The following is a 455-nucleotide window of genomic DNA, read 5'->3' on the forward strand; positions in this document are numbered from 1 at the left end:
GGCGTCGTCGGCGACCTCTTCGACATCGTCCCCGCCCTGACCGCGGAAGCCGGGGCCCGCAAGGACTGAGTCTGTTCCGTAGCGTGGGCCCTGCCGTCAGGTCGACCAGACCACCGCGCCGTTGTGCACGATGACCACCTTGGCATCGGCCCGGAGGACGAGCTGGGCGCCCTCGCGACCCCAGGTCTGGGACGCCCAGATGGGACGGTCCTCGCCGTTGTGGATGACCAGGTTGCCGTCCGGCTGGAAGATCGCCCGGTGGTTCGCGCCGAAGGTCATCGACGCCCAGATGGGGTTGCCCTGCTCGTTGTAGACGACCAGGTTGCCGTCGGTCTGCATGACCATGCGGATGCGGTTCGTCGTCCAGGCCTGGTTGACCTCCAGGACACTGGTCGCGTAGACGGTCTCGGTGCTCCAGTTCGGCGTCGGGGTGGCCTTGGGCTTCGGCTTCGCCT

The 455-nt window shown here is 67.9% G+C and carries 1 pseudogene; it reads right to left on the reverse strand.

Annotated features, from left to right (window positions below):
- Nucleotides 1-96: 96 nt before the first annotated feature.
- A pseudogene (locus ACLZOT_RS49955) lies at nt 97-455 on the reverse strand (mannose-binding protein); the annotation flags it as partial.

It is taken from the genome of Streptomyces sp. 4F14, from assembly GCF_048159485.1.
Taxonomy (GTDB): Bacteria; Actinomycetota; Actinomycetes; order Streptomycetales; family Streptomycetaceae; genus Streptomyces.